The sequence below is a fragment of the Campylobacter sp. IFREMER_LSEM_CL908 genome, assembly GCF_025771545.1.
Lineage (GTDB): Bacteria > Campylobacterota > Campylobacteria > Campylobacterales > Campylobacteraceae > Campylobacter_D > Campylobacter_D lari_D.
In genome coordinates, this window is the sequence record NZ_JAKMQK010000003.1 from 70,323 (window position 1) to 94,849 (window position 24,527).

Consider the following 24,527-nt stretch of genomic DNA (forward strand, 5'->3'; position numbering starts at 1 on the left):
CTTTCGGCTTGCGTATCCCTACTCGTGATTTATAAAAGCGAAATTATATACAAATATAACTTTAAAATTATTGAAATTTAAATTAATATTATATATTTTAAAATAAATTAAAGTTTTTTTTAGCTACATTAAAAATTTTTATAGTTTTATAAATTTAAGGTTATCTTTATGAATGAAAAATTTTCTAAAATAGGCTTTGTATTAGCGGTAGCAGGTTCAGCTGTTGGACTTGGAAATGCTTGGAAATTTCCAACTTTGGTAGGACAAAATGGAGGTTCAGCTTTTGTACTTTTATATTTGCTTTTGACTTTGGGGGTAGGTTTTGTGATATTTTTGGCTGAACTTAGCATAGGAAAACTTAGTGAAAAGGATCCTGTAAATGCCTACTATACTTTAGCTCCAAAACATAAAAGAGCTTGGTCTATAGTTGGTTTTTCTTTAATAGGTGCTATTTTGATTGTTTCTTTTTATAGCGTGATAATAGGATGGATTGTTAAATATGCTTATTTTGGGTTTTTTCCTTTACCAAAAAGCATAGAAGAAAGTGGTGCTATTTTTGGAAATTTACTTTCTAATGATGTTTTATCTCAGTTTATATGTTTTACTTTTGTGTTTATAGTAATTTTTTATGTAGTATCAAAAGGTGTTAAAAGTGGCATAGAAAAACTCAATGTTTGGATGATGCCAAGCTTATTTATACTACTTATTTTAATGCTTGGATATTCTTTTAGTATGGATGGTTTTTCTAAAGCAAGTGAGTTTTTATTTTCTCCGGACTTTTCTAAGCTTAGTGTAGGAGCATTTTTAAGTGCATTGGGACTTGCTTGTTTTTCTTTATCTATTGGAGTGGGTTCAATTATAACTTATTCTGCAAGTTTATCTGATAAAACAAATTTTATTACAAGCACTATTAACATTATCATTATTAATATTATTATTGGTATTATGATGGGACTTATTGTATTTACTTTCATATTTGAATTTAATGGAGATCCAGCTCAACAAGGTCCAGGTTTGATTTTTGTATCTTTGATGAGTTTGTTTTCAAATATTGACCCAATTGGCTTTTTACCTTTGGGAAATATTTTAGCTGTGGCTTTTTTTATAGCTTTGTTTTTTGCAGGGATTACTTCAGCAGTTTCCATGATAGAACCTTTAACCTTTTATTTAATCAATTCTTATAATTTTACAAGAAAAAAAGCTTTGATTTTTATAGCTTTCATTGTGTATTTTTTGGGAAGTTTGTGTATTTTATCAGGAATTGAGTGGAGTAAAGATTCTTTAGAATTTTTTGGAAAAAGTTTTTTTGATATATTAGATTTTATTGCTTCAAATTTAATGATGCCTTTAGGTGGATTATTTGGTGCAATCTTTGTAGGTTTTGTGCTTAAAAAAGAAGCTTTACAAACTTTATTTTATCCTTATATGAGGGGTAAATACTTTGAGTGTTGGTATTTTTTTGTAAGATATATCTCGCCTTTAGCTGTGATTTTAATCATGGCAAAACAATTATTTTTTTAAGGTTAAAAGATGAATGAAAAATTTTCTAAAATAGGCTTTGTATTAGCGGTAGCAGGTTCAGCTGTTGGACTTGGAAATGCTTGGAAATTTCCAACTTTAGTGGGTAACAATGGTGGTTCAGCTTTTGTGGTGGTATATTTACTTTTAACCTTGGGTGTGGCTTTTGTGATATTTTTGGCTGAACTTAGCATAGGAAAACTTAGTGAAAAAGATCCTGTAAATGCTTATTATACTTTAGCGCCAAAAAATAAAAAGGCATGGTCATTTGCGGGATTTTTTATGCTTGGTGCTATTATTCTAGTGTCTTTTTATAGTGTTGTTATAGGTTGGATAGCAAAATATGCTTATTTTGGGTTTTTTGAATTACCTAAAGATACAAAAGAAGCAGGCGCTATTTTTGGAAATTTACTTTCTAATGATGTTTTATCTCAATTTATATGTTTTACTTTTGTGTTTATAGTAATTTTTTATGTAGTATCAAAAGGTGTTAAAAGTGGTATAGAAAAACTCAATGTTTGGATGATGCCAAGCTTATTTATACTGCTTATTTTAATGCTTGGATATTCTTTTAGTATGGATGGTTTTTCTAAAGCAAGTGAGTTTTTATTTGTACCTGATTTTTCAAAATTAAGTGTTAATTCTATATTAGATGCACTAGGGCTTGCATTTTTTAGTATGTCTTTGGGTGTATGTGTGATTTTAACTTATGCAGCAAGTTTGCCCGATAAAACAAATTTTATAAGCAGTGCTTTAAATATTATCATTATTAATACTATCATTGGTTTGATGATGGGACTTATTGTATTTACTTTTATATTTGAATTCGGAGCCGATCCTACTCAACAAGGTCCAGGACTTATATTTATATCATTAACAACGCTTTTTGCAAAGTTAGGATTTTTGGGAAATGTTTTAGCCATAGCCTTTTTTATAGCTTTATTTTTTGCAGGGATTACTTCGGCTATTTCTATGATAGAACCTTTTACTTTTTATCTTATAAATCGTTATCAAATTTCAAGAAAAAAAGCTTTGGTTTTTGTGGGTATGATTGTTTATTTTCTTGGAAGTTTATCTATACTTTCTTTTTATCATGTAAGTGCATCAAGTTTAAATTTCTTTGGGAAAAGTTTTTTTGATATTTTAGACTTTTTCATACAAAATTTATTAATGCCAATTTCTGCTTTAATTACAGCATTTTTTGTGGGTTTTGTGCTTAAAAAAGAAGCTTTACAAACTTTATTTTACCCATTTATGCGTGGGATATATTTTGAAATTTGGTATATCTTTTTAAGATACATTTCTCCATTAGCGGTTATTTTAATCATGGCTAGACAGCTTTTTTTCTAAGGTATTAAAATGAATGATAAATTTTCTAAAATAGGTTTTGTATTAGCAGTAGCAGGTGGAGCTATAGGGCTTGGAAATGCTTGGAAATTTCCAACCTTAGTAGGCCAAAATGGTGGTTTTGCTTTTGTGCTTTTGTATTTGCTTTTGACTATTAGTATAGGATTTTGTGTATTTTTGGCTGAAATTGCTATGGGAAGATTAAGTCAGAGTGATCCTGTAAATGCTTATAAAAGCTTAGCAACTAAATATGCTCAAAAATGGAAATTTGCTGGATTTTTTATGCTCGGTGGAATTTTTGTATTATCTTTTTATCTTGTTATTATGGGTTGGGTTTTAAAATATATGATAACTTCGATTTATTATCTACCTAGTAATACTCAAGAAGCAGGAGCTTTATTTGGAAATTTAATACAAAATAGTATTTTAGAAAGTAGTTTGTATTTTTTAATTGCTTTTTTTCTTACCTTGTTTGTTGTTTCAAGAGGGGTTAAAAGCGGTATAGAAAAACTTAATGTTTGGATTATGCCAAGTTTGTTTATTATGCTTGTTTTAATGCTAGTATATTGTTTTTTTCAAGATGGTTTTAAGGAAGCTTTTGTTTATTTGTTTTATCCTGATTTTACCAAGCTTAGTTTAAACTCTGTTTTAACAGCTTTAGGTCTTGCTTTTTTTACTTTATGTTTAGGTATAGGTTGTATTACCACTTATGCAGCCTCTTTAAAAGACGATACAAATTTAATTACAAGTTCGGCCATAATTGTGCTTTTAAATATCAGTATAGGTTTGATGATGGGACTTATTGTATTTACTTTTATATTTAAATTTAATGCCAATCCTGCAGAAGGAGCTGGGCTTGTATTTATATCTTTAACGACTTTATTTTCCAACTTAGGTGCTATCTTTGGACATTTTTTAGCTTTTTATTTTTTCTTAGCTTTATTTTTTGCAGGGATTACTTCAGCAGTTTCTATGATAGAACCTTTTACTTTTTATCTTGTAAATGAATATAAAATTTCAAGAAAAAAAGCTTTGGTTTTTATAGGCTTTGTAGTCTTTCTTTTGGGAATGAGTTGTATTTTATCTTTTAGTGCTAATTATGGGGCTAGCTTTAGTTTTTTTGGTTTAAGTTTTTTTGACATTTTAGATAAATTAACTTCTAATTTTATGCTCCCACTTGGAGCTATTGCAAGTGCTATTTTCGTAGGATTTTTTGTGGAAAAAATAAAAATTTACAATTTATTTTCTAAGTTTATGAGTAGAAGTATTTTTGAAGTATGGTATTTTTTACTTAGATTTGTTGCACCTATTGCGATTATTATCATTATGTTAAATCAAATTTTATAAATTTATTTTTTAAGAAAGTAGAGTTATAATTGCAAAGATGTAAAAATAAGGAAAAATTATGGCTAAAAAGTTAATTGATGTGTTGGATACCACATTTAGGGATGGTTTTCAATCTGTTTATGGTGCTAGAGTTTTAATGAATGATTTTTTTCCTGCCCTAGAAGCAGCTAAAGAAGCAGATATTAAGCATTTTGAATTTGGTGGTGGAGCTAGATTCCAAAGTTTATTTTTTTATTTGAACGAAAATGCTTTTGAAATGATGGACAAATTTAGAGCCATCGTTGGAAAAGATGCAAATTTACAAACTCTTGCAAGAGGGGTTAATACCGTAGCACTTGATACAGGTAGTAAAGAAATTATTGACTTGCATGCAAAAATGTTTGCAAAACACGGCACAACTACAATAAGAAATTTTGATGCATTAAATGATGTAAATAATTTAAAATTTAGTGGAGAATGTATAGTTAAACATGGCTTAAAACATGAAATTACCATTACTTTAATGGATTTACCTCCAAAATGTAAAGGTGCGCATGATGTACCTTTTTATGAAAGAATTTTAAAAGAAATCCTACAAGCACAAATTCCTTTTGATAGTATTTGTTTTAAAGACGCAAGTGGAACTTCAAATCCAAATAAAATTTATGAAGTTATTAAAATGGCTAGAAAAAACTTGCCTGAAAATATGCATATAAGATTACATACGCATGAAACCGCAGGGGTAAGCATAGCATGCTATTTAGCGGCTTTAGAAGCAGGTGTTGATGGTATAGATTTAGCTGCAGCTCCTGTTAGTGGCGGTACTTCTCAACCTGATATTTTAACAATGCTTCATGCTCTAAAAGGAAGCAATTTTGATCTTGGTTTAGATGAAGAAAAAATTTTAAAATACGAAGAAGTGTTAAAAGATTGTTTAAAAGATTATTTTCTACCACCTGAAGCAACAGCGGTGAATCCTTTAATACCTTTTTCACCTATGCCGGGTGGAGCACTAACTGCTAATACACAAATGATGAGAGATAATAATATTTTAGATAAATTTCCTCAAGTTATAAAAGCTATGCAAGAAGTAGTAGAAAAAGGTGGTTATGGTACTTCTGTTACTCCTGTATCGCAGTTTTATTTCCAGCAAGCTTTTAATAATGTAATGTTTGGTCCTTGGAAAAAAATTGCAGATGGATATGGAAAAATGGTTTTAGGATATTTTGGAAAAACTCCCGTTGCTCCAGATCCTGAAGTAATTAAGCTTGCAAGCGAGCAATTAAAACTAGAACCAACTACAAAATTAGCCACAGATATTGCTGATGCTGATGAGAGCAAAAGTATAGCTTATATTAAAAACTTATTAGAAAAAGAAAATTTAGAAACAAGTGAAGAAAATATTTTTATCGTTGCAGCTTGTAAAGAAAAAGGCATAGCTTTCTTAAAAGGCGAAGCTAAGGTTAATGTTAGAAAAAATAGCAAATTAAAATCAAGTCTTATCGATGAAAATCAATTTACCGTTTCAGTTAATGGTAACAAATACCATGTAGAAGTAAGTGCAGGTTTTGATAGAGATGTTAATGTTAAAAGTGCTGTAAAAGTAAGTGCAGATAATGCAAAAGTTGCAAAAACTCAAGTAAGTGATAATGCTATTGTTGCAAGTATGAATGCAAATGTATTTAAAATTTTAGTTAAAGAAAATGATAGTGTAAAGGCAGGTCAAGTTGTAGCTGTACTTGAAGCTATGAAAATGGAAATTGAGATTAGTGCAAGTAAAGATGGAGAAATTGCAGAACTTTTAGTAAATGCTGGTGAGAGCGTAAGTGAAGGTCAAGCTTTAATGACTTATAAATAAGGAGGTAAAGATGAAAGGTTTAGAAAATTTAGGCTTAGAAAATATCGGACAAGTTTTTCACAATCTTAGTTATGATGAGCTTTTAAAGCACGAAAAAAACAATAATGAAGGTGTATGTACTAAAAATGGTACCTTTAGTGTAGATACAGGAATTTTTACTGGAAGAAGTCCTAAAGATAAATATTTTGTAAAACAAGATCCTTCGCAAAAATACATTGCTTGGGGTAAGATTAATCAACCTATTAGTGAGAAATTATTTGAAAAGCTTTTAGCAAAAGCTAAAAAACAACTTAGTAATAGTGATATTTATATCCAAGATGCATATTGTGGAGCTTCGTTAAAAAGTCGTAAAGCTGTGCGTTTTGTAACTCAAATTGCATGGCAAGCACATTTTGTAAAAAATATGTTTATTCGTCCAAAAGAAGAAGAACTTAGTGAGTTTAAACCTGATTTTGTGGTATATAATGCTTGCAAATGTATTAATGAAGATTATAAAAAAGATGGTTTAAATTCAGAGGTTTTTGTCATTTTTAACATAGAAAAAAATATAGCAGTAATTGGTGGAACTTGGTATGGTGGAGAGATGAAAAAAGGAATTTTTTCTATGATGAATTATTGGCTTCCACTAGAAAATAAACTTTCTATGCATTGTAGTGCTAATGTTGGAGAAAAAGGTGATGTAGCGCTTTTCTTTGGGCTTAGTGGTACAGGTAAAACTACTCTTTCAACTGATCCAAAAAGAAAATTAATAGGCGATGATGAGCATGGTTGGGATGATGAGGGTGTGTTTAATTTTGAAGGAGGTTGTTATGCAAAATGTATTAACCTTGATCCTCAAAGTGAACCAGAAATTTATGGAGCTATAAAGCAAAATGCACTTTTAGAAAATGTAGTTTTAAAAGATGATTTAAGCGTTGATTTCAATGATGGTTCTAAAACTGAAAATACTAGAGTTTCTTATCCGATAGAGCATATTTTAAATCACGAGCCAAGCCTTAGTGCAGGTCATCCTAGTAATATCATTTTCCTTTCAGCGGATGCTTTTGGTGTTTTACCTCCGGTTAGTAAGCTCAGTAAAGAACAAGCAATGTATTATTTTCTAAGTGGTTATACTGCTAAAGTAGCAGGTACTGAAAGAGGCATTACCGAACCTGTTGCGACTTTTTCAGCTTGTTTTGGAGAAGTGTTTTTGCCATTACACCCAACTGTTTATGCAAAACTTTTGGGCGAAAAAATCAGCAAGCATAATGTAAATGTTTATCTGGTAAATACCGGTTGGAGCGGTGGAGCTTATGGTGTAGGCAAAAGAATGAGTATTAAAGCTACTAGAGCTTGCATTAATGCGATTTTAGATGGTAGTATACAAAATTGTGAGTTTGAAAACTATGATTTATTTAATCTTGCAGTTCCAAAAGAATTAGCGGGTGTAGAAAGTAAGTTATTAAACCCTGTTAATACTTGGGAGGATAAAAAAGCTTATGAAGAAACTAAATTAAAGCTTGCAAAAATGTTTATAGAAAATTTCAAACGCTATGAAGATGTAAAAGAAGGAGCAGAATTTAAACTAGCTGGTCCTGCTATCTAAAAAGAGTTAGCTCTTTTTAGAATAAAGATTGAGGATTGATTTGGGTTTCTTTATTTTTTGGAAGCTCAAATCCACCTAACATATGAAAATGTAAATGAAAAACTTCTTGTCCGCTATTTTTTCCACAATTTGTGATTAATCTATACCCACTTTTATCAAGTCCTAAAAGAGTAGCTAGTTCTTGGATAAATTGTGTCATTTCACTCATTAATTCAGGTCTTAATTCTTGAAAGTTTTCAAAATGCTCTTTTGGAATGATTAAAATATGAATAGGTGCTTTAGGATTGATATCATGAAAAGCTAAAAATTTTTCACTTTCTAAAACTTTATTAGCAGGGATTTTTCCTTCTACGATTAGTTCAAATACGGTTTTTTCTCTCATTTAGTAGTCCTTTTTTTATTATTTTTGCTAATTTTAAATAATTTTACATTAGAATGTTTAAAAAAAATTTAGTTGGAGCTAAAATTGCAAGATATGATAGAAAAAATTGCTTCTGTAAATACTTTAGCAGAGCTTGAAAATATAAAAGTAAGTGTTTTAGGAAAAAAAGGTATTTTGACTTTAGAATTTGCAAAGTTAAAAGATTTGCAAGGTGAAGAAAAAAAAGAATTTGCCAATGGTTTAAATAAAACAAGAGATGAATTTAATGAGGCTTATCAAATAAAATTAAAAGAATTAGAAGAAAAAGCTTTAAATGAAAAAATGAAACAAGATGTGCAAGATTTTAGCTTTTTTGATGAAACTTCAAATGCAGGCGCTTTGCACCCAATCATGCAAACTATGGATAAAATCATAGAATATTTTACAGCTTTAAATTTCAGTATAGAAAAAGGGCCTTTGATCGAGGATGATTTTCATAATTTTGAAGCATTGAATTTACCACAAAATCATCCTGCAAGAGATATGCAAGATACTTTTTATTTTGAAGATAAAACCTTGCTTAGATCTCAAACTTCTCCAGTTCAAATTAGAACTATGCTATCTCAAAAACCACCTATTAGAATGATAGCACCAGGTGCAGTTTTTAGAAGAGATTTTGATATTACTCATACCCCTATGTTTCATCAAGTAGAAGGACTTGTGGTAGAAGAAGGTGATAAGGTAAATTTTGCAAATTTAAAAGATATGCTAGAGCATTTTTTAAAACATATGTTTGGCGATGTAAAAGTGCGTTTTAGACCAAGCTTTTTTCCTTTTACAGAGCCATCTGCTGAAGTAGATATTTCTTGTGTGTTTTGTAAAGGTTATGGATGTAGGGTTTGTAAGCAAACAGGATGGCTTGAAGTTTTAGGATGTGGCGTTGTTGACCCTAATGTTTATAAATTTGTTGGTTATAAAAATGTAAGTGGTTATGCTTTTGGTTTGGGTGTGGAGCGTTTTGCTATGCTTTTACATAAAATTCCTGATTTGCGTTCTATGTTTGAAGGTGATTTAAGATTATTGGAGCAATTTAGATGATTATTAGTAGAAATTGGTTAAATGAATGGATTGATTTAAGTGAAATATCAACACAAACTATAGTAAATACTTTAAATTCCATAGGATTAGAGGTTGATAGTTTCAAAAGTGTTAAAGCTCCCCAAAAAGTTGTAATAGGTAAGGTTTTAGAAAAAGTTAAACATGAAAATTCAGATAAATTGAATATTTGTAAAGTAGATGTTGGGAATGAAATCTTACAAATTGTTTGTGGTGCAAAAAATGTTGATAAAGATCAATTTGTAGCCGTATCTTTAGTAGGTGCAGTGCTTCCTAGCGGACTTGAGATAAAACCTGCCAAACTTAGAGGGGTTGAATCTATGGGTATGATTTGCTCTTCTAGTGAGCTTGGTTTTGGAAAAAGTAATGAAGGCATTATGGTTTTAGATAAAAGTATGGGAGAGTTAGTTTTAGGAAAAGCTCTTAATGAATATGATTTGTTTAATGATGAATTAATTGAAATAGAACTTACTCCAAATCGCGGGGATTGCTTGAGTTTATATGGTGTTGCTAGAGATTTAAGTGCAGCACTTGATTTAAATTTAAAAGAATTAAACCCTTTAAAAGAAAGTGAAAATAGCGTAGGTATAGGAAGAATACTAAGTGTTAAAAATCAAAGTGATGTTGAAGGATTTTTTGCTTATAAGGCACTAGAGATTAAAGAAGAATTTAAGTTAAATATCACGATACAAATTCGTCTTGCTTTGATTGAAGCATATAAAAATAACAACATAGAAAATCTTTTAACTTATGCAACTCATGCAAGTGGAGTGATTTTTTGTGCTTATGATTTTCATAAGCTTTGTCAAGATTGTCAAATTGACGAAAAGATTGTTTTAGAGATTAAAACTCAAGAGCATGGAGAGTATGGGGTTTATTATAAAGATGAGTTGATTGCTTTAGCAGGTATAGAGCAAGAAGATAAATTTAAAATTAATGATGAGAGTAAAATCATCATTATAGAAGCAAGCTATACTCATCCTCAAACTATAGCAAATGCAATAGCCTTTTATAAAAAGAAAAATGATACTATATATCGTTCTTTAAGAGGCAGTGAGCCTAAGCTTTCTTTGGGAATGGAGTATTTATTTAATGAGTGCTTAAAAATTAGTGCAATGGGTGTTTTTTCAGGAAGCCAACAAGTTTTTAAAGAAAATGAAGCAAATATTATTGGGATTTTTGGTACAGAGATTGATAAAATCATTGGTATGCCTATAGATAAAAATAATTTAGTCAAAATTCTTAGAAAACTAGGCTTTGAAATAAGTGTGGTAAATGATGAACAATTTAATATTAAAATTCCACTTCACCGTAGTGATATAGTAAATATAGCTGATATTAGTGAAGAAATAGTAAGAATTATCGGTATTGATAATATCCCATCAAAAGCTTTAGAATTTAGAGAAAAAAATCGCTTAAATCAAGTATATTTTGATTATCAAGAGCTTAAAAATTTAAGATTAAAAGCAAGTAACAATGGATATTTTGAAAGTGTGCATTATGTTTTGGATAATGAAGAAGAATTAAGTCAGCTAGGATTTAAATGTATTAAAAACAAACTCATTAATCCTATTACTAACGAACTTAATACTTTAAGAAGTACTTTAATAAATCATCTTTTAAATGCAGTAAGCTTTAATCTAAGAAATTCAAAAAAGAAAATCAAGCTTTTTGAGTGTGGTAGTGTTTTTGATGAGTTTTCAAATGAGCATGCTAAATTTGCAATGATCTTTAGTGGTTATAAAGAAGAAGCTAAAATCACAAATAAGGCCAAGCCTGTTTTAGTGGATTTTTATACCTTTTTAGCAGAATTAAAAAGCATTATAGGTGAGTTTAGTTTACAAAAATCAGAATATGCATTTTTAAGTCCATATGAACAAGCAAATGTATATAAAAACGGCAAGCGTATAGGTTTTGTAGGTAGAGTGCATTTAAGTATAGAAAATGAAAGGGATTTGGTTAAAACTTATATTTGTGAGCTTGATTTGGAAGGCTTAAAACAAGACTTTAAAACCGCTAAAGCATATTCTAAATTTCCATCTATGAGCAGGGATTTAAGTATAGTAATACCTAAGGGTTTTGAATATGAAAAAATCAAACACACTATTGCTAAATTAAATATCGAAAGATTAGAAAGCTTTAGAGTGGTAGATTTATATACAGATGAGAATTTAGGCGATTTTTATAGCTTGACTATTAATTTGGTATTTAGAGATTTTGAAAAAACCTTAGAAGATAATATTATCCTTGAATATATTGATAAAATTATCAAAGCTTTAGATGATGAGCATGGTTTAAAACTTCGATGAAGATAAGCCCTATTGATTCTTTTAAAGTAGAGCTTGAAGATATAGCTTCTGATAAGTCTATATCTCATCGCTTTGCTATTTTTTCTTTGCTTACTCAAGGAACTTGTAAGATTAAAAATTATCTAAAAGCACAAGACACTTTACATACTTTAGCAATCATTCAAGCTTTAGGAGCTGAAGTTGAAGAAATTGATGGATTAATTTATATTAAAGCTCCAAAATATATAAAATCTCCAAATTGTATTTTAGATTGTGGAAATTCAGGTACAGCTATGAGACTTTTAATAGGTTTTTTAAGTGCTATTGAAGATGAATTTTTTGTTCTTAGTGGAGATTGTTATTTAAATGCTAGGCCAATGAAGCGAGTGAGTGGGCCTTTGATGAGTTTAGGAGCTAAAATTTTTGGAAGAGCTAACGCAAATTTAGCGCCTATTTGTATACAAGGGGCTAAGTTAGATGGTTTTGACTTTAGTAGTAATATTGCTTCAGCTCAAGTAAAATCAGCTTTAATTTTAGCAGCTTTATTGGCCAAAAAAGAAAGTTATTTTAAAGAAGTTGAGCTTTCAAGAGATCATAGTGAGATTATGCTTAATAAAATGGGAGCTTGCATTGAGTATTTAAATGAGGATAAAACTTTTATCAAAATCAATCCTTTAAAAGAAAAATTAAAAGCATTTGAAGTATGTGTACCAAATGATCCATCATCAGCCTTTTACTTTGCCTTAGCTGCTTGTATTTTACCTCATTCAAAAGTAGTCTTAAAAAATGTTTTGTTAAATAAAACACGCATTGAAGCCTTTAAAATTTTAGAAAAAATGGGTGCAAAGATCACTTATAATATTACTAATGAAGATTTTGAAAGTATTGGAGAAATTTGTGTTGAAAGTACGCCTTTAAAAGCGGTAAATGTGAGTGAAAATATCGCATGGTTGATTGATGAAATTCCAGCTTTGGCTATAGCTTTTGCTTGTGCAAAAGGAAAAAGCATTATAAAAAATGCTAAAGAATTGCGCGTAAAAGAAAGTGATAGAATCAAATCAATTGTATTAAATTTGCAAAAATGTGGCATAAAAGTAAAAGAATTTGAAGATGGCTTTGAAGTAGAAGGTGGCGAAGTTAAAAATGCTAAAATAGAAAGCTTTGGAGATCATAGAATTGCGATGAGTTTTTTAATTTTAGGTTTAAGATGTGGAATGGAAGTAGATGATAGCGAATGCATCAAAACTTCTTTTCCAAATTTTATTGAGATTTTAAAGCAAATAGGAGCTAAAATTGGAGATTGAATTAGCAAAAAGTTATGGATTTTGTTTTGGGGTAAAAAGAGCTATTAAAAAGGCTGAGCAGATTAAAGATGCAGCTACCATAGGCCCTTTAATTCATAATAATGAAGAAATCACAAGACTTTGGAAAAATTATAATGTTAAAACATTAAATGATATTAATGAATTAAACGCAGAAAAAAAAGCCATTATTAGAACCCATGGTATTACAAAGCAAGATTTAGAAAAATTAAAGCAAAAGGATATAGAAATTTTTGATGCTACATGTCCTTTTGTGACTAAACCTCAAAAAATTTGTGAACAAATGAGCAATGAAGGTTATGAAGTTGTTATTTTTGGGGATGAAAATCATCCTGAAGTAAAAGGGGTTAGAAGTTATGTAAGTACTAAAGCTTATGTAGTGCTTGATGAAAAAGAATTGCTTGATATTAAATTGCCTTCTAAAATTGCAGTAGTATCACAAACTACAAAAAAGATAGAAAAATTTATGGAAATTGTGAATTTTTTAATGCTTAGAGTTAAGGAAGTGCGTGTTTTTAATACAATATGTGATGCGACTTTTAAAAACCAAGAAGCAATCAATGAGCTTGCAAAAAAAAGTGATGTAATGATAATAGTTGGAGGGAAGAACTCAGCCAATACTAAACAGCTTTTTTTGATAGCAAAAAACTATTGTGAAGATAGTTATTTAATCGAAAATGAAAAAGAAATTCAGAAAGAATGGTTTAGCGGTAAAGAAAAATGTGGCATTAGTGCGGGTGCTTCTACACCTGATTGGGTGATTGATTTGGTTTTGGAAAAAATCAAAGAATACGCCAAAATTAACTAAGTTTAAAGAAAACAATACTATAATCAACAATTAAAATTTAAAACAAAGGACCACAATGAGCGAGGTGAACAAAAAAGTTCAAAACAGACTAGAGGATATTATCATAGAAGAAGATTTTGAGCAAATGCTTGAAGAATCTTTTAAGTCTGATGAGGAGGCAACTACACAAGGTATAATTGTCGCGATTAAAGGCGATGAGGTATTTGTAAATGTAGGACAAAAATCAGAAGGTATTTTAGTAGCAGAAGAAATTCAAAACGAAAAAGGCGAATTTATCTTCAAAGAAGGTGATACATTAGAAGTTGCTATAGTAGGTTCTCGCGGTGGCAGATCTTTACTTTCTCATAAAAAAGCTTTAAGAAAACAAAAAGTTAAAGAATTTATTAACAATTATAAAGATGATGAAAGTATATTTGATGTAAAAATCATTGGTAAAAATAGAGGTGGCTTTGTAGCTGTGGATGAAAATGGAGTGGAGTTTTTCCTACCAAAATCACAAAGCAGTTTTAAAGATTCAAATAATATTATCAATAAAACTTTTAAAGTTAAAATTATAAAAATAGATAAAGAAGCTCAGAGTATAGTAGTTTCTAGAAAAAAAATAGTAGATGAGGAAAGAAAAAAACGCAAAGAAATTATTTCAAATGTATTAAATCAAGAAGAAATTATAGAAGGTGTTGTTAAAAAAATCACTACTTACGGTATGTTTGTTGATGTAGGCGGTGTTGATGGTTTAGTTCATTATAGTGAAATTTCTTATAAAGGACCAGTAAATCCTAGTTCATTGTATAATGAAGGTGATAAAGTTCCTGTAAAAGTGATTAAATATGATAAAGATAAAAAACATCTTTCTTTATCTATAAAACTTGCCATGCCTGATCCTTGGGATGAAATTAAAGATGGTTTAGAAGTTGGCGATACTATTAAAGTTACGGTTTCAAATATAGAACCATATGGTGCTTTTGTAGATTTAGGAAATGATATAGAAGGATTTTTACATATAAGTGAAATTTCTTGGGATAAAAATGCTAAAAATCCAAAAGACTATATTAACGAAGGTCAAGAGCTTGATGTGGAAGTGATTGAAATTAATGCTAAAGAAAGAAGACTTAGAGTTTCTTTAAAAAATTTATTAGCAAAACCTTTTGATGAGTTTTTAAAATCATATAAAGTAGGTGATGTGCTAAAAGGCAGTGTTACTTCCGTGACTAATTTTGGTGCCTTTATAAAAATTGCTAATTTAGAAGGTTTGTTGCATAATGAAGATGCTTCTTGGAATAGAAGTGATAAATGTAAAGATATGTATAAAGTTGGTGATGTTGTAGAAGTTAAAATCATTAAACTAGATAAAGAAAATCAAAAAATTTCTTTAAGTACTAAAGAATTACAAAAAAGTCCTGTTCAAGTTTATGCTCAAAAACACCAAGTAAATGATGTTATTTCTGGTAAAATTAGAGATATTAAAGATTTTGGAGTTTTTGTAGAGCTTGAAGAAGGCGTTGATGCGCTTATTCATAAAGAGGATTTAGGTAATATTGATTTTTCAAGTTTAAAAGTAGGTGATACAATAGAAGCTTTGATTGTTTTCATTGATGAAAAGAAAAATAGAATTCGTTTAAGCGTAAAAAGCCTTGCAAGAATGAAAGAAAGAGAAGCATTAAATGAAATCAATGATAATGACAAAGTAACTTTAGGTGATATTATCAAAGATCAACTTTTATAATAAAAAATGAAAAAATATACCCTTTATGGTATTTTAGGTTTTTTAAGCCTAATTTTATTTATTGCTTTTATTTTTATGGTGAGATATGTAGATATTGGGAATTTACCTATCTCACAAAATGTTAAATATTCTTTTGATGAAATAAAAAAAGAGTTACCACAAACTTGGCAAGATAAACTTTCAAATATTAAAATCAATGATTTTTCTCCAGCAGCAAATGAATTTTATATGAGTTTTAATATGGATGATTCTGTAGTAAAGCCAAAACAAAAATTTTATATGCTCGATGTAAATAAAAATGATGTTTATTCTATGTTTTGTTTAAAGCAAACTCTGCATTCTTTTTTTATCAAATACACTTTAACACAGAGTAAAGATGAAGTGGCAATTTATTTAGATACAAATAATGAAAAAGTATTAAATACACTGATCGACAAATTAAAAATTTATAACATAAATGCAAAATTAAAGGAGGTTTGGTTATGAAAAAAATTATTGTATGTGATGCGATATTAGACAAAGGCGTAGAACTTTTAAGAAAAGCTGATGATGTTGAGCTTATCGAAGCAGCACATTTACCTAAAGATGAACTTTTAACAAAATTAAATGATGTAGATGTTGCTATTACTAGAAGTTCAACGGATGTGGATTTGAAATTTATCAATGCATGTTCTAATTTAAAAGCTTTAGTTAGAGCAGGCGTTGGGGTTGATAATGTTGATATAGATGAATGCTCTAAAAAAGGCATTATAGTAATGAATGTACCAACAGCTAATACCATAGCAGCAGTTGAGCTTACTATGAATCATTTATTATGCTCTGCAAGATCTTTTGTAAATGCTCATAATTTTTTAAAAATACAAAGAAAATGGGAAAGAGAAAAGTGGTATGGTGTTGAACTTATGAATAAAACTTTAGGAGTTATAGGTTTTGGTAATATAGGTTCAAGAGTGGCTGTACGTGCAAAAGCTTTTGGTATGAAGGTTATAGCTTATGATCCTTATGTGGTAGCTTCTAAAATGACTGATTTGGGTATAGAGTGTGTGAATTCTTTAGATGTAATCTTAACTCAAAGTGATTTTATTACCATACATACGCCAAAAACAAAAGAAACAACAGATATGATTTCTTTTGAAGAAATTTCTAAAATGAAAGATGGGGTAAGATTGATAAATTGTGCCAGAGGTGGTCTTTATAATGAAGATGCATTGTGTGAAGGTTTAAAAAGTGGTAAAATAGCTTGGCTTGGTATCGATGTGTTTAATAAAGAACCAGCAACTAATCATCCATTTTTAGACTTTGAAAATGTTTCTGTTACTTCTCATCTTGGTGCAAACACTTTAGAAAGTCAAGAAAATATCGCTATCCAAGCATGCGAGCAAGCTTTAAATGCTGCAAGAGGAATTTCTTATCCTAATGCTTTAAATTTACCGATTAAAACTGAAGATTTACCAAGTTTTGTAGCACCTTATATTGAGCTTATTTCCAAAATGGGCTTTTTGGCTGCTCAGCTTGATAAAACTCCTATTAAGGCTATTAAACTTGAAAGTGAAGGACAAATTAGCGAGTATAATGAGTCTTTATTAACTTTTGCAACAGTGAGTGTTTTAAGAGGTATTTTAGGTGAAAATATTAATTATATTAACGCACATTTTGTAGCTAAAGATAAGGGCGTAGAACTTTCTTCTTGTATTCTACCAAGTAGTGGTTATAGTAATAAAATCACTATAAAAGTAATTACAGATAATTCTAACCTTTCTATCTCAGGAACTATTTTTGGTGAAAATGAACAAAGAATAGTAGAATTGAATGGTTTTGATGTAGATTTTAAACCAAAAGGGAAAATGATAATTTTAAACAATAATGACATACCAGGAGTTATTGCTAATGTTAGCGGAATTTTAGCCAAAAATAATGTCAATATAGCTGATTTTAGACTTGGTAGAAATGGCTTTGGAAAAGCTTTGGCTGTAATTTTGCTTGATACGAAAATTTCAAAAGCTTTGCTTGAGGAATTAAGAGCTATTGATGCTTGTATTTTTGCAGAATATGCAGAAATTTAAGGCTTTTTATAAGCCTTAATTGTTACAATTATTTTTTAATTTTAAAATTAAGGAAAATATATGGCTTCTTATGGAATGGGAGATTTAAAAAAAGGTTTAAAAATAGAAATTGATGGTATTCCTTTTAAAATCGTAGAATATCAACATGTAAAACCAGGAAAAGGTCCTGCTTTTGTTCGTATTAAAATTAAATCTTTTATCGATGGTAAGGTTTTGGAAAAAACTTTCCATGCAGGGGATAAATGTGAATCTCCAAATTTAGAAGAAAAGCAAATGCAATATCTATACGATGATGGTGAAAATTGTCAATTTATGGATACTCAAACTTATGAGCAAGTTGCAATTAGCGATGAAGATGTGGGTGAAGCTAAAAAATGGATGCTTGATGGAACCATGGTAGATGTTTTATTTCACAATGGAAAAGCAATTGGTGTGGAAGTGCCTCAAGTAATGGAACTTAAAATTATTGAAACGGCACCAAATTTTAAAGGTGATACTCAAGGCTCAAACAAAAAACCAGCTACTTTAGAAACAGGCGCAGTAGTGCAAATTCCTTTCCATGTATTAGAAGGGGAAGTAATCCGCGTTGATACTGTGCGTGGAGAGTATATAGAAAGAGCAAATAAATAATCCCTTATTTAAGGGATTATAAAGTTCTTAATTTATTAATTTCATCTCTAAGCATTGCCGCTTTCTCAAACTCAAGATTTTTAGCTGCTTCTAGCATTTGTTTTCTTAATTCTTTTACTATTTTAGCGCGTTCTTTCGCAGGCATTTTTTCAAGTTCTTTGCCTTTGCGATAAATTTCTCCTTGTTCAAGCTCATGTTTTAAACTTTCTTCTATGTTTCTTTTTACTGAGGTTGGTGTGATGTTGTGCTTTTTATTATAAGCTTCTTGTAGGGTTCTTCTTTCATTGGTAGTATCGATAGCTTCTTGCATAGATTTTGTGATTTTTTTAGCAAAAAGTAATACTTTTCCATTGACATTTCTAGCCGCGCGTCCTATCGTTTGAATGAGTGCAGTGGTGCTTCTTAAAAAGCCTTCCTTGTCTGCATCCATAATCGCTATAAGGGAAACTTCAGGTAAATCAAGTCCTTCTCTTAAAAGATTAATCCCGATTAAAATATCAAAAGCACCACTTCTTAAGCCACGGATGATTTCATTGCGCTCAATTGCATCAATTTCTGAGTGCATGTATTTTACTTTTAAGCCAAGTTCCAAGTAGTATTTACTAAGCTCTTCAGCCATTTTTTTAGTTAAAACGGTTATTAAAACTCTTTCATTACGCTCTATAACTTTTTTAGCTTCATCGTATAAAATTTCTACTTGATTTTCACTATCTTTGATTTCTATTTTAGGATCTAAAAGCCCTGTTGGACGCATGATTTGATAAAAAATATTTTCTTTGCTTAATTCTAGTTCTAAAGGTGCAGGTGTGGCTGAAACAAATAAAAATTTACAATTTTTATTAATAAATTCATCAAACATCAAAGGTCTATTATCTAAGGCACTTGGCAAGCGAAAACCATAATCAACCAAAGTTTGCTTTCTGCTTCTATCCCCTGCAAACATTCCGCGAAATTGTGGTAAAGATACATGAGATTCATCTACAATGACTAAAAAATCTTGATTTTTAATGGCAAAATAATCAAAAAGCGTATAAGGTGTATCGCCGCTCTTAAGCCCTGTTAAATGCAAGGCATAATTTTCAACTCCTTTGCACATGCCAGTACTTTGAAGCATTTCAAGGTCAAATTCTACCCTTTGTTTTAGTCTTTGTGCTTCTACGAGTTTATTTTCATTTTCAAAATAAGCAAGGCGTTTATTTAATTCAGCTTTTATACCTTTTATAGCCTCTTTAAGTCTAGCTTCACCTACACTAAATTGACTAGTTGGATAAAGTATAAATTTTTTTAAGTCTTTACCTTTTTTATTTTCTAAGATATTATAATGATACATCGCCTCAAGTTCATCGCCAAAAAATTCAAGTCTAATAGCTTCATCCTCATAATAAGCTGGATATATATCTACTATATCTCCATTGACTCTAAAATCAGCTCTGTCAAAGAAATTATCATTGCGTTTATAACCCATATCTACAAGTTTTTTTAAAAGTTCTTTTTGATTTATTTGCATATTAAGCTCTAAAATCAAAACCATACCCACATACTCACTTGGATTTCCCAAACCATAATTTGCTGAAACACTAGCTATGCAAATAACATCATCATAACTTAAAAGCGAAGCACTTGCGCTTAGTCTTAATCTTTCTAAATCTTCATTAGTGGAACTATCTTTTTCTATAAAGACATCCGTTCTTGGTATATAAGCTTCTGGTTGATAATAATCATAATAGCTTATAAAATATTCCACATGATTATTTGCAAAAAAGCCTTTAAATTCACTATAAAGTTGCGCGCATAAGCTTTTATTGTGGCTCATGATAAGAGTAGGCATGTTTAAGTTTTTAATGATATTTGCCATAGTGAAAGTTTTTCCACTACCTGTAACACCTAGCAAGGTTTGGTATTTATTGCCTGCTTTAATGTTTTTTACTATACCATCAATAGCTTGCTTTTGATCAGGACTTGGCTTAAATTCGCTAGTAAGTTCAAACATAATTTTTCCTAACTTGTATTTTTACTAATTTTACACAAAATTTTTTCTAAAAATTTAAATTTTAAAACAAAAAGCTATGCAAAATTAAATTTTTTTTTGTTACAATATGTGTTTAAAATACTCTAAAATATAAAATCAATAAAGGCAAAAAATTATGTATGATGAAAGAATAATCAACACAATGACAGATAAAGTAAATGAGCTTTTGGCTAAATATAATGAAGTATGTGAAATAAATGAAAATTTAAGAAATGAATTAGTGAGCGTAAAAGCACAAAATGAAGCTAAAAACAATCAAATTGCGCGTTTGGAAGAAGAGCTTAAAAATAAAAATATTGAAAGTGAAGATGTGATCAAAAAAATAGAGGCAGTTCTTGGCAAACAATAATCAAAGAAAAGTTACAATCAATGTCTATGCGAAAGACTTTGTTGTAACATGCAGTAATGAATTTGCAAATCATCTTGAAGATGAAATTGCTTTAATTTCTGGAGGCACAGGTAAGATAGAACTTGCAAATTTCATTAATGCTTTTGTAAAACTTAGCTACGAAAACTATATCTTAAAAAAAGAACTCAACAAACTTATAAACACTATCGATGAAGAAATACAATAAATGCAAGTAAAAAAAGCTTTTACTTTAGTAGAGCTTATTTTTTGTATGATGATTATTGCTATTCTTAGCACAATTGCTTATCCGTATTTTTCTTTTGGAAAAAATGATGCTAAACTTATCCAAGCAAAAAGTGAGGTAGAGCTCATCAATGCTTCTTTGGCCTTACTCAAAAATCAGTTTTTATTTAAAGAAAGTAAGGATTTTCCAGCCATTTTAGATGAAGCTTTGATAAATAGTGAAAATCAAAAATTATTTTTTTGTGATAGTTTGCAAAATTACAAAAAAACAAATCATTGTTCATATAGTGTATTAGATAAGCCAATTGTTTCAAGTAAAAAATCATGGATGAAAATAGCAAATACTCAATATAGATTTTTTATAAATGCTAAAAATTACATAGATTTTTCTTATAATGGTGAAAAAGTTTTTTTAGAATGTGTGAGTTTAAATTGTAAGGATTATGGGTTTTGAATTTTTATCAACTTGCTATAAAAGGATATTATTTAGATACCTTAATTTATGAAAGTGAAGAAGAAATTGAAATTTTAGATGAAGTGATAGTTGATCTTGCAAGGAAAAAAAATCTCAAAGCTATAATTTTACAAAAATGTTCAAAGCCTGATTTTAAAACCCAAGCTATAAAAGAAAAAACAGGTTTTAAACTAACGCAATACCAATACGAACTTGCTCAATTTATTGCTTATTATTATGCTAGTAAAATAGCTTTTGTTTTGGGTATGTTTGAAAGCATTAAAGAGTATAAAAATGAAAAAATTCATATAGAAAAAGCACCTAGTTTAAGTAAAAACCAGCAAGAGGCTTTGGAATTTATAAAAACTAAACAAACTAGTTTGTTATTTGGCGATACAGGAAGTGGTAAAACTGAAATTTATATTAGCTTGATAAAAGAATATCTAGAGCAAGGAAAGCAAGTTTTGCTTTTAATGCCAGAAATCGCTCTAACTCCACAAATGCAAAAAAGATTAAAAGTGTATTTTGGCGAGCATTTTTTCTTGTGGCATTCTAAAATTACTAAGAAAAAAAAGCAAGAATATTTGCAAGATTTAACAAATTCAAAAGCTCTTTTGGTGGTGGGAGCTAGGTCGGCTTTGTTTTTACCTTTTAAGAATTTAAGTTTGATTATTATTGATGAGGAGCATGATAATTCTTATAAAGCTTCTAATAATCCAAAAATCAATGCAAGAGATTTGGCTTTATTTATAGCAAAAAAAATGCATATAAAAGTTCTTTTAGGTTCTGCTACTCCAAGTGTTGTAAGTTTTTATAAACATCCTTGTTTTAGACTTAAAGGAACCTTCTTTGAAAGCAACAAGCAGTTTTTGTATGATGAGAGTGAGCTTAGTGTTTCATCAAAATTGCTTTTAGAATTAAAAATTAGCTTAAGAAATAAAAAGCAAGCCGTGGTATTTTTACCTACAAGGGCAAATTTTAGACAAATTTTATGCAAAGAATGCGCTAATACCATTAAATGTCCTTTTTGTTCTATTGCTTTGAGTTTGCATAAAAATAAAAATACATTAAAATGTCATTATTGCAATTTTACTAAAGAAATTGATCAAACTTGTCCAACCTGCAATGGAGTTATGCTTGAAGCTAAAAAAATGGGCACAGCAGAGCTTTGTGAGCTTTTAGAAAAAGAATTAGCTGAGTTTAATCCTATCATAAAAAGATTTGATAGTGATGAGATTAGCAGTGTAAAAAAGCTTGATATGATTTTAAAAGATTTTAATCAAGAAAAAATTGATATTTTAGTAGGCACTTCTATGCTTGCTAAAGGGCATGATTATCATAATGTGGATTTGAGTGTGATTTTGGGGCTTGATGAGTATTTATTTAGACCTAATTTTAAAGCTTTAGAAGAGACTTTGGCTCTTGCTATGCAAGTAGCAGGTCGTGCAGGTCGTAAGGGTGAGGGTAGGGTGCTTTTACAAACTAAGAATAGATCTTTTTTTGAAAAATATATACAAGATTATGATAGCTTTTTAAAAGATGAATTAAATTCTAGAAGTGAGCTTTACCCTCCATTTAAAAGACTTTTAAGGCTAATTATTGAAGATGAGGATAAAAACAAAGCTTTAAATTTATGTGAATTTATAGCTAATAAAGTTCAAGAATTAAAACAAGTGCAATTAGTAGGCCATGGTGCTTGTGGTATTGAAATGCTAAATAAAAAATGGCGTTTTTATGTATTATTGCGTGCTAATACTCACCAAGAGCTTGTAAAGTTTGAGCATTTTGCTTTAAATTTTAAAAATATTACTTGCGATATAGATCCGGTTGATTTTTCTTAAAAAATATATTTATTTATAAATAATTATTATTTTATAATAAAAACAATATTTTATTTTTAATTTTAAATTTATTTTGATAAGAATATACTTTTTTAATTTCTTAAATTCAAAGGAGAGAAAATGAAAAAGTTTAGTTTTCTTACAAACTGTGTACTTTTTGGTGCTTTGCTCAATAATACTTTAGCTTGCACTACTATTTTAGTGCCAAATGAAGCAAGCAAAGATGGCTCTATGTTGGTTGCAAGAAGTGCTGATAGTAAAGCAGATAAAGCACAGATTTTTTTAATCCATCCAAGAGTTGAAAACCAAAAAGGTATTTATAGTACTAAAACACATCAAGGAATGAATGATTTTACTTACCCTTTACCTGCTAAATCTTTTCAATATAGTACTATAGCTAATTGGCAAAGTAAATTACATGGTGCTACTGGTTTTAATGAAAAGGGTGTTGGGATAAGTGCTACTGAATCAATTTATGCAAAAGATGAGCTTTTAAAATTTGATCCTTATAATGAGAAAAATGGTATTAGTGAAGATGATATTTTAGATGTTTTGCTTCCAAGAATTAAAAGTGCAAAAGAAGGTGTTCTATTATTAGGCGATATTATAGAAAAACAAGGTGCTGCTGAGGGTTTTGGAGTGGCTTTTGTAGATTCTAAAGAAATTTGGTATTTAGAAAGTGCTACAGCACATCAGTGGATGGCTGTAAAAATTCCTAATAATTCGTATTTTGTTAGCGCAAACCAGGGTAGGTTGAAGCAATTAAAATTTAACGATGAAAATACCTTGCATTCTAAAAATTTAATAAATTTTGCCGTCATTCATAAAGCGTATAATCCTAAAGTAGATAAGGATTTTGATTTTTTTAAAGTTTATACAAGAAATGATGATAGAGATTTAACTTATAATTATCCTAGAGTTTGGTGGATACAAAAAATGTTTAATCCATCTTTAAATCAAGATGTAAAAAATGGTGCTAATTTTAATGTGTTTTTAGAACCTGAACAAAAACTTAGTGTGGATGATTTAAAAAAAGCTTTAAGATCGCACTATGATAGAACAAAATATGATCCATACTCAAATTTCAATGAAGATGAAAATATTTATCGTGTTGTGAGTGTGTTTAGAACTTATGAATCTCATATCATGCAAGTTAGACCGTGGCTTCCTAAAGAGATAGGCAGGTTAAATTATGTCGCAATAGGAATGGCCGATTTGAGTGTGTATTTGCCTTATTATTTTGGTAATGATGAATTTATTGCAGGTTATCAACAAGGAACAAATGAAGCTGATGATGAATCAATTTATTGGATTTATCGCAAGTTACAAACTCTTGTAATGAGTGATTATAATAAGTATGCACCTATTGTAAAAAATGCTTATGTTAAATTTGAAAAAGACACATCTTTAAAACAAGAAGCTATGGAAAAAGAATATTTAAGTCTTTATCAAAAAGATAAGAATAAAGCAAAGCAAATTTTAGTTGATTTTTCATTACAAAATCAAAAGGAAGCTAAAAAACTTACCCAAGATTTAACAAATCAAATTTTTACCCTTTTAACAAGAGATACAGATGTAAAATATAAATCTCTTAATAAAAATAAAAAAGATTAATGATATAGCCCATTTTTGGGCTATAATACTCTAAAAATATTTTTAGAGTGAT

General features: G+C 29.5%; 20 protein-coding genes. 18 read left to right on the plus strand and 2 right to left on the minus strand.

Translation table 11 applies throughout. The annotated features are described in order from the left end of the window. The first annotated feature begins 168 nt into the window (after positions 1 to 168). From L8U04_RS01835 to pckA, 5 genes are read left to right on the plus strand one after another with little or no spacing between them, the layout of a single operon-like run. Positions 169 to 1,521, plus strand: a complete 1,353-nt coding sequence (locus L8U04_RS01835) for a sodium-dependent transporter (protein WP_258108779.1) — start codon at positions 169 to 171, stop codon at positions 1,519 to 1,521. A 9-nt stretch (positions 1,522 to 1,530) separates the two neighbouring features. Continuing rightward, entirely contained in the window at positions 1,531 to 2,868 is a 1,338-nt protein-coding gene (locus tag L8U04_RS01840) for a sodium-dependent transporter (protein WP_263662640.1), read from the plus strand. A 9-nt stretch (positions 2,869 to 2,877) separates the two neighbouring features. Beyond that, positions 2,878 to 4,212 carry a sodium-dependent transporter gene (locus L8U04_RS01845; RefSeq protein ID WP_133319885.1) on the plus strand — a complete coding sequence of 445 codons (1,335 nt, stop codon included), beginning with the start codon at positions 2,878 to 2,880 and terminating at the stop codon, positions 4,210 to 4,212. A 58-nt stretch (positions 4,213 to 4,270) separates the two neighbouring features. Continuing rightward, positions 4,271 to 6,049 (plus strand): biotin/lipoyl-containing protein, encoded by a 1,779-nt coding sequence (locus L8U04_RS01850; RefSeq protein ID WP_263709277.1) that lies wholly within the window; start codon positions 4,271 to 4,273, stop codon positions 6,047 to 6,049. 10 nt (positions 6,050 to 6,059) lie between these two features. Then, the gene (pckA, locus tag L8U04_RS01855; RefSeq protein ID WP_133319887.1) at positions 6,060 to 7,634 is read left to right on the plus strand and encodes a phosphoenolpyruvate carboxykinase (ATP); all 1,575 of its coding nucleotides are present in this window, start codon (positions 6,060 to 6,062) and stop codon (positions 7,632 to 7,634) included. A gap of 16 nt (positions 7,635 to 7,650) precedes the next feature. Here the strand turns inward: pckA and L8U04_RS01860 are convergent, their stop codons facing one another. Then, positions 7,651 to 8,016, minus strand: coding sequence for a histidine triad nucleotide-binding protein (locus L8U04_RS01860; protein WP_220566684.1), 366 nt, complete (start codon positions 8,014 to 8,016; stop codon positions 7,651 to 7,653). Positions 8,017 to 8,100: 84 nt separating this feature from the next. Here L8U04_RS01860 and pheS point away from each other — a divergent pair, with 84 nt between their 5' ends. The 8 genes from pheS to efp are packed head-to-tail and all read left to right on the plus strand — an operon-like array spanning position 8,101 to position 17,945. Then, a complete protein-coding gene (gene pheS, locus L8U04_RS01865) occupies positions 8,101 to 9,093 on the plus strand; it encodes a phenylalanine--tRNA ligase subunit alpha (protein ID WP_263709294.1) in 993 nt (330 codons plus the stop codon). Continuing rightward, positions 9,090 to 11,420 carry a phenylalanine--tRNA ligase subunit beta gene (gene pheT, locus L8U04_RS01870; protein ID WP_263709278.1) on the plus strand — a complete coding sequence of 777 codons (2,331 nt, stop codon included), beginning with the start codon at positions 9,090 to 9,092 and terminating at the stop codon, positions 11,418 to 11,420. The genes pheS and pheT overlap by 4 nt, the downstream gene beginning before the upstream one ends. Next, a complete protein-coding gene (gene aroA / locus L8U04_RS01875; protein ID WP_263709279.1) occupies positions 11,417 to 12,703 on the plus strand; it encodes a 3-phosphoshikimate 1-carboxyvinyltransferase in 1,287 nt (428 codons plus the stop codon). Before pheT ends, aroA begins: the two co-directional genes overlap by 4 nt. Then, the gene (locus L8U04_RS01880) at positions 12,693 to 13,529 is read left to right on the plus strand and encodes a 4-hydroxy-3-methylbut-2-enyl diphosphate reductase (RefSeq protein ID WP_133319891.1); all 837 of its coding nucleotides are present in this window, start codon (positions 12,693 to 12,695) and stop codon (positions 13,527 to 13,529) included. The genes aroA and L8U04_RS01880 overlap by 11 nt, the downstream gene beginning before the upstream one ends. Positions 13,530 to 13,584: 55 nt before the next feature. Then, complete coding sequence (locus tag L8U04_RS01885) at positions 13,585 to 15,252, plus strand: 30S ribosomal protein S1 (protein WP_220566688.1); 1,668 nt, start codon at positions 13,585 to 13,587, stop codon at positions 15,250 to 15,252. Positions 15,253 to 15,258: 6 nt separating this feature from the next. Then, the gene (locus L8U04_RS01890) at positions 15,259 to 15,738 is read left to right on the plus strand and encodes a hypothetical protein (RefSeq protein WP_133319893.1); all 480 of its coding nucleotides are present in this window, start codon (positions 15,259 to 15,261) and stop codon (positions 15,736 to 15,738) included. Next, a complete protein-coding gene (serA, locus tag L8U04_RS01895; RefSeq protein ID WP_263659747.1) occupies positions 15,735 to 17,315 on the plus strand; it encodes a phosphoglycerate dehydrogenase in 1,581 nt (526 codons plus the stop codon). The genes L8U04_RS01890 and serA overlap by 4 nt, the downstream gene beginning before the upstream one ends. A 60-nt stretch (positions 17,316 to 17,375) precedes the next feature. Beyond that, the gene (efp, locus tag L8U04_RS01900) at positions 17,376 to 17,945 is read left to right on the plus strand and encodes an elongation factor P (protein ID WP_039618934.1); all 570 of its coding nucleotides are present in this window, start codon (positions 17,376 to 17,378) and stop codon (positions 17,943 to 17,945) included. A 16-nt stretch (positions 17,946 to 17,961) separates the two neighbouring features. Here efp and uvrB read toward each other — a convergent pair whose 3' ends face one another. Then, complete coding sequence (gene uvrB, locus L8U04_RS01905) at positions 17,962 to 19,935, minus strand: excinuclease ABC subunit UvrB (protein WP_263709280.1); 1,974 nt, start codon at positions 19,933 to 19,935, stop codon at positions 17,962 to 17,964. A gap of 154 nt (positions 19,936 to 20,089) precedes the next feature. Between uvrB and L8U04_RS01910 the strand changes: the two genes are divergently transcribed. The 5 genes from L8U04_RS01910 to L8U04_RS01930 all read left to right on the plus strand — a co-directional run bounded on the left by L8U04_RS01910 (position 20,090) and on the right by L8U04_RS01930 (position 24,475). After that, the gene (locus L8U04_RS01910; protein WP_012661890.1) at positions 20,090 to 20,323 is read left to right on the plus strand and encodes a hypothetical protein; all 234 of its coding nucleotides are present in this window, start codon (positions 20,090 to 20,092) and stop codon (positions 20,321 to 20,323) included. Next, positions 20,310 to 20,549, plus strand: a complete 240-nt coding sequence (locus L8U04_RS01915) for a hypothetical protein (RefSeq protein WP_133319896.1) — start codon at positions 20,310 to 20,312, stop codon at positions 20,547 to 20,549. The genes L8U04_RS01910 and L8U04_RS01915 overlap by 14 nt, the downstream gene beginning before the upstream one ends. Further along, positions 20,550 to 21,020 (plus strand): type II secretion system protein, encoded by a 471-nt coding sequence (locus tag L8U04_RS01920; RefSeq protein ID WP_263709281.1) that lies wholly within the window; start codon positions 20,550 to 20,552, stop codon positions 21,018 to 21,020. Continuing rightward, positions 21,017 to 22,861: a primosomal protein N' gene (locus tag L8U04_RS01925; protein WP_263709282.1), complete on the plus strand. Its 1,845-nt coding sequence runs from the start codon at positions 21,017 to 21,019 to the stop codon at positions 22,859 to 22,861. Before L8U04_RS01920 ends, L8U04_RS01925 begins: the two co-directional genes overlap by 4 nt. Before the next feature lie 120 nt (positions 22,862 to 22,981). Continuing rightward, positions 22,982 to 24,475: a C69 family dipeptidase gene (locus L8U04_RS01930; protein WP_263709283.1), complete on the plus strand. Its 1,494-nt coding sequence runs from the start codon at positions 22,982 to 22,984 to the stop codon at positions 24,473 to 24,475. Positions 24,476 to 24,527 lie beyond the last annotated feature (52 nt).